This is a genomic window from Allobosea sp. 2KB_26, from assembly GCF_052115715.1.
Taxonomy (GTDB): domain Bacteria; phylum Pseudomonadota; class Alphaproteobacteria; order Rhizobiales; family Beijerinckiaceae; genus Allobosea.
Genome location: NZ_JBFRHE010000047.1, coordinates 1 through 6,055, shown reverse-complemented (window position 1 = coordinate 6,055; position 6,055 = coordinate 1). Strand labels below are relative to the sequence as shown.

The following is a 6,055-nucleotide window of genomic DNA, read 5'->3' as shown; positions in this document are numbered from 1 at the left end:
GCCGCTCCAGCGACGGCGGCCGATCGCACCGTTGATCACCTCAAAGCGCCGGACCTCGCCCTCCGGCTCAAGTCTATGGTCAAGCCTGGACACAAAACGACCCTCCAAATCAGGATCGTCACACTGACCGCTCAGACCCCGTCGAAGAAAGGTGCGATCGGGACACCGCTTACGATCAATCAGATCTCGCATTTCGATCAAATTCGAAAATTGGGCGAACCCCAAGAGGGTTGAAACCCCAGAAGAAGGACGATCGCCGTGGCAGGTCAGACCGCATTCGACGCCAAGGCGCTCAGCACTCCCAATCCAGAATGGACGAAGAGGCGAACGAAAACCCGCCGTGACATCGAGCGCCTCGCTGATCACATCTGCACCAGGACGCCGCCGCTCAGCTATGGCAATCTGACCCGCGTCTACATACAAATGGTGCGCCGGAATTACGACGCTCTCGGCACTTGGCTTGGGGGATATGAAGCCCTCACCGAGATGGTGGCGCAGCGCCTAATACAGCGAGACGGCAGCCTTTAAAATCACCTCCAAATAGGGAAGGGCGGCACGCTTAACAGCGGCCGCCCTTTTTCATGCGTAATCGCTGAAACCCTCAGAAATCGATATCGGCGTAATCGATATCGGTTCGCTCCCGCAGGTTGGCGACAAAAAGCTCTCGATCCGTCGACGCAAATTCAGCGAGTTCGGCGACACTCGGCAATTCGTAAATGTCCACCGACGCCTCCTCCATCATGTGACCGTCCAAGACAGCATCATGAAGCCGCTTCGGATAGGTCCAGCCGGGGAAGCCCTGCTTGACCTTGCAAAGTGGAACCTTCGCCGGATCGTGGCCAGACCACTCAGCGATATCGAGCCGAGAGAAGCCCTCGAACCAATTCATGGCATCGACGATCTCGCGATAAACCCCGTGCACGCTGGTCAGCAGGTGATCCAGGATTGCAAAATCAAGACTGGCCACGCGAACTATCGCCGTGTCCCTGTCAATCTCGCCGCGCATCATCTGATCGTACGTCTGCTCGACATAGTCCACGCGGCGCTGGATCGCGGGCCAAGCACGGACACGCGCTCGCTCTCGATCGATCTGAACCTCGAACCTGTAGTCCACCAAGTCATAGAAGCCCTTCGCGGATCGGCACTCCTTCATGTACCGATCGAAATCGGAAATCGGCGCATCCACACCGTTGAAGAACCCGCGCTTCATCCACAGCTGCAAATCCTCCTCGGACATGTCCTGCGTCCGCGCCTCGAACGGCAAGCCGAAGCAATTGAAGAGCGCACGGACTTCCGGCGCTGCCTTGGCTTCATCCAGAGGGTCGCTGAAATCATATTCGAGCATCCGTGCACCATCCTGCCCTCGAACCCACAGCGTGAATTCGTGGTTCTGAACCCTGTGGCTCCGCAGGATATTGCTGCGCAGAAGCACGCCATCCTCTGAAAGCTCATCACCGGCCAGCTCCTCAGCTGCACGCTGAAGGCTGGCCTGATGACGGGCCGCGATCGCGGCAATGTCGAGTACCTCCGGCGCCGACTTCGCCACCGGTTCGGCTGAAAGCGCGCCGTCAGCAACGACGACGTCGACCACGACGGGCGCGACAACATTCTGCTGCGCAGCGATGGTTCCGGTCAGCAGAGCGCGACCGATCTCAGCTGCTGCCTTCGGCGCAATCGCGCGCGCAGGCGAAGCCGTCACCGGTGACACGAGAACAGGCGCGCTCAGCTTCGCCAGACGCATCGCTTTCGCACGCAGGCGACCAGCGCGCGTCTTTGCACGCGAGGGCCGCGGCGGACGCGCATCCCCGGGCTGATACTTGCGCGGGCGACCAGGGCCCCGACGAGCAACGCTCTGCCCGTCCTCGGGCAACACGCCAAACTGCGCGGCGACGTGCAACGCGGTTGTGCTGTCATAGCGGCCCCCAGGCGTCGAAAGCTCAACCAGCTCCAATTGGCGGCGCTCTTCCGCCGAGTCAGCCTCGATCTGAGCCAGACGCGCCTCGTACTCACGACGTGCGACCTCAATGGCGGCCTCACGGAGCACCGTAGCGTTCCTCAAGTGACGCTGTTTTTTCTCGCGGGGACGCTCAATTCCCCACGTGTACTGAAAAACCGCCATTGCGATCGAACCTTAATTTGGATGGGGTTTATCACCCCAAATCTCGCACAATAATTGTACCGGACGCGGCGCTATCTCGCCAAGCCCGACTTCGGAAAAATCCCGCTAAAAATAGGACTATTTCAGGGATTCTTCCGCTTCCGCCCGACGGCCGTTCCAAGCATGGCGCGCGCCAAACCAGCAGCCGTTTTTGCTCGCGTCGGACGAGGAGGACGCACATCTCCCGGACCATAAGTCCGCGGCCGTCCCCGTCCGCGTTTTGGCGCCTGCAAGACAACCGGAGCCGGTCGGCTAGCAGCAGACCCAAAGAGCTCAGAATTCTCAGCCAGATCAAAGTCATAACGCCCGTTTCTGGTCATCAGATCGATCTGGGCAATCTGCGCTGCAAGAGCAACGCGGCGGCGATCGATGGCGGCCAAACCCGCCAAGTAGGCCTGCAAGAGACGCTCCGTCTCGGGCATCAAGTTCTAGGTAGCGGTCAATCAACCGCTCCTTTCGCAAGGCCGGGCGCTCCGTACCCCAAAGATATTCGAAACTGCTCAAAGCCACACCATCCACAATATCGCGGCGCCAGTTTAACGCACCCGAAAATCCGCAGTACAAAATTCAAAAAATGCTGACGCCTCGTCAACTCGACAGATCCACCCGCCTGGTCGATCTCAGTTAAAAAAGAGCGCCTTGAATTCCGCACTTATCCCATTTCCGAAAAATCGGATCAAGGGGAGCGATGCTAAATTCCGCGATCAAGAAATGCGCATAAATTTTAGACCCCGTTCGACAACCGATCCGTTCCAGACAGGCCTCGTATCGTTGTGCGCAAAATTCGCACTTCCTGTCTGCGTGTGCTGGTTTCAAATCTCCTCGAATTCCGCACTTCTAAAACGCATATTTTACAGTGGGTTAGTTGGCGTCTGCCGGCAATTATTATGCCTGACACTCAAGGCGAGTAAATTGATTTGGTACGGTTTCCCGTTCGGCATCGGGCTATTTCAGCGCTGTCGTAGAGCCGCCGAGCCCGATTTCGGGCATCAGATCAGAGGCCAGATGGCCCTGGCGCCGGCAGTCGTGTTGCACCCCTCCGGAGTGACCGGCTGTTGCATTCGACGCGGCGACCAGCGTTGGACAGATTGATCTAAGCCGTTGCAATCGCATCGAAACATGCCCAGGAGATCATTCGCGTCAGGGCCGGAAACGCAACACCTGCGAAACCGCAGGATCCTTCCGCGTTCCATAATCCTTCTTATGCGAATCAAACCCGGGGCGAGAAACACATCATTTGGTATGTCGAGTATAGCTCGACACACTATGGATTGATTGACGAGTGTCCCCTCACTCCGTGGGACGAGACCACAAAACCCCAGACAAGACGGAGTTGAAGACTGTGAGTAATATTCGAGATCTGCTGCCGGTGGCTGAACCGCGTCAGGTCAAGGTGATCCTTCTCGAAGACAAGATCGTCGTCGCTGCCACGCACGGCGGAACGCGAGCGACGCAGGCAACGCTTGCGCCAGAACACGTCGTTCTGCCGATTCAGGTTGACGATGATGCGCTCTTTACGGCGGTTTCAGAGATGCTGGGGAAGCACAAGCCAGCTGTTGCCATTCCCCGGCCCCGCTACGCTGAGCTCTATTCTTGGCTGAAGCAGCCAGACCTCGTCGCCGACGTGGATGTCGTCGAGTACTCGGAAACCCTGGAAGTCAGGTTCTCCGCCTACCCTTCGCGTGACCACATCGGCGGCGTTCCCGTTTTTGCGCGGGAAAGCTTCAGCAAGGATGACCCCAGCTTCGCTCTATGCAGCGTGATCCGGCTGATGCTCAATGCACGGCGCCAGTTGCTCGTCATCGAGGACGCGCCATTCAGCCGAGCTTTCGACGGATCCCCCCGTCGGGCGCACTGATTGCGACCCGCGATCGCATAAAACCCGAGAATTTAGAGCGTAGGCAGCCTCAGGGCGCGCCTGCGCTTCTCTTTTGAGGACTGGCCAAAACCCCGCGGCCGCTATCGACCAAGCCGCTTTCGATGACGATTCCGCCGGCCGCATCTGCTGGCTGAAGCACTGGCAGCTGCCGCCGGCTCTCCCACCAAGGACGGAGCCTCCATAGACGGGCTTGAAGACCCCATGGAGCCTCCCTCCCCTAAGGACCAGGCCCTGCCCCTCGCTGACGGCGTTGCCCGCTCAGGGCGCCTGAGAAGCCCCAGCCAAGGACGGCGAAACCCCCGCAAATGCGCAGCCTCACAGTGGCTGCCTCCCACCAAGGACAGGCCCGGAATGGGCCTCATTCCCCAAAATAAAAAATAGGCTCAATACCTCAGTTTTTGTGGGTGCCTTCGCACACCACAGAAAACTGAGTGACGCCTTCGCGTCATTGAGGTCTCCGACAGCCCCCTTGGACCACCCACTTCCATCTCCCATCGATCTTGATGCGTGCCTGCGCACGCCAGCCCATGCCTTCGCCTGGGCACGATCGGTTTGGATGTCGTTTGACCGCCCTCCGGCGGCTCCGAATGGTGGTCCTGCGCCTGCGCGCATAAGGGGCTGGGAGACGATGATGGCCTGAGGATTTGAGGCACAAAAATTCGCGTGTCATCGCCTCATGCGAGGCTTCGGGATGGGCGCCTTTGGCCTACGCCAGGCGGCCTCCCGAGACCCTTCCGCGTGCCTGCGCACGGGCGAATTTTGATGCCTCATCGGGCACCCTTACAGCGCGCCTAGTCCGGGCCAGTGAGGCTGCTTCGCTGACTCAGTTTTGCTGCCGCCATCCGGCGTCAGAAGCTCTCGCTTGTGGCCCGCGAGCCGGGCCATTTTCACTAACGGTTTCGTTCTGCGAACCATCAAACCGTGCTGTCTCCCTTGGCTGTCCCTTAGGACGCCTCTGGCACTCTCCAGCCTGGAGGACCAGCAATGTCGTTCCGACGAGACTTGGCCGGCATGAGTTCGGCCCAATGGGCAGTCGTCTGCGTGCGCACCTTCATCGTCTCGATGGGGGCCGCACTCGGCTTGCTAACGCCCTCCCCTAACCGGCTGGATCAGATCCGGGCGACGCTACTCGATCCCCTGTCTTTGAGATCAAACCCGCGCCCGAACGAGATCGAGGTGATCCGCCCAGCGACTGCAGGATCCAGCCAGGCGCAATCTTCCTTCCCGCTATGTGGGCGGGGCGCCGGCGACTGCGTCATCGACGGTGACACCTTCCGGTTCCGCGGCGAGAAGATCCGGATCGCTGACATTGACGCGCCGGAAACAGGCGGAGCCAAATGCGCCGACGAAGCAGATCTCGGTCAACGGGCCACCTTCAGGCTGGCCGAGCTGCTGAGCTCGAGGCCCTTCCGATTGGAAGCGATTGGCAGCCGGGACGTAGATTCGTACGGCCGCAAACTTCGTATCGTCGCGAACGGCGGTGGTTCGATCGGCGCCCAACTCGTCGACGAGGGCTTGGCCCGACCATGGAATGGCGGCCGACGCCCCTGGTGTTAATTTCCGCTCGCCACCGTGGGAAGCTGATGTCTTTCGGCCCCTCCTGGATCAGCAGGACCGCAATGGTGGGAGCAATGTCTGCCAAACGAATGCTCCCGCAAATGGCGCCATCTCGGGCTCGCCGCTTACCGCAACTGATTGGCGGCGAATAGCAAGACGGCTGCATCATGTCCGGGCATTGTCCTGTGATGATGCGCAACCAGCCCACGCCCCGCGACCGCAATGACCGAGTTCTGCCGCGGTATCGCTGGCGGCCAATTCCTGTCGCGGCGCTAGTTCCGACGATCGTCATCTGGCTTATGGTGTTCTACTGTGCGGATTCCGACGAATTCGGCGGGCAATTCCGATATGAATTCGGCACCCTGTTCCGATTTCATTCCGGCACCCCATTCCGATTTGAAGCCGGCAGGTGCGAGGTGATTTGCCTGGGTCGTTCGTGATGATTGTCGTGGATGGATTTG

General features: G+C 59.6%; 6 protein-coding genes. 4 read left to right on the top strand and 2 right to left on the bottom strand.

Annotation, left to right across the window (positions count from 1 at the left end):
• Together AB4099_RS35065 and AB4099_RS35060 are read left to right on the top strand one after the other, a co-directional pair.
• On the top strand, window positions 1–234 hold a 234-nt coding region (locus tag AB4099_RS35065; protein WP_441481489.1), incomplete at its 5' end, for a hypothetical protein.
• A gap of 24 nt (window positions 235–258) precedes the next feature.
• Window positions 259–528 (top strand): hypothetical protein, encoded by a 270-nt coding sequence (locus AB4099_RS35060; RefSeq protein ID WP_441481488.1) that lies wholly within the window; start codon window positions 259–261, stop codon window positions 526–528.
• Window positions 529–601: 73 nt separating this feature from the next.
• Here AB4099_RS35060 and AB4099_RS35055 read toward each other — a convergent pair whose 3' ends face one another.
• Complete coding sequence (locus AB4099_RS35055) at window positions 602–2,044, bottom strand: hypothetical protein (protein WP_441481487.1); 1,443 nt, start codon at window positions 2,042–2,044, stop codon at window positions 602–604.
• Window positions 2,045–3,491: 1,447 nt separating this feature from the next.
• On the opposite strand from AB4099_RS35055, the gene AB4099_RS35050 reads away from it, so the two are divergent.
• Window positions 3,492–4,016, top strand: a complete 525-nt coding sequence (locus tag AB4099_RS35050; RefSeq protein WP_441481486.1) for a hypothetical protein — start codon at window positions 3,492–3,494, stop codon at window positions 4,014–4,016.
• 1,032 nt (window positions 4,017–5,048) lie between these two features.
• The gene (locus AB4099_RS35045; protein ID WP_441481485.1) at window positions 5,049–5,594 is read left to right on the top strand and encodes a thermonuclease family protein; all 546 of its coding nucleotides are present in this window, start codon (window positions 5,049–5,051) and stop codon (window positions 5,592–5,594) included.
• A 272-nt stretch (window positions 5,595–5,866) separates the two neighbouring features.
• Here AB4099_RS35045 and AB4099_RS35040 read toward each other — a convergent pair.
• Window positions 5,867–6,055 (bottom strand): hypothetical protein (locus tag AB4099_RS35040; RefSeq protein ID WP_441481484.1); only part of this gene is annotated, 189 nt, incomplete at its 5' end.

Bases quoted from the DNA above. Each gene is read 5' to 3' on its own strand.
- AB4099_RS35045 (WP_441481485.1), top strand. From the start codon at position 5,049: ATGAGTTCGGCCCAATGGGCAGTCGTCTGCGTGCGCACCTTCATCGTC.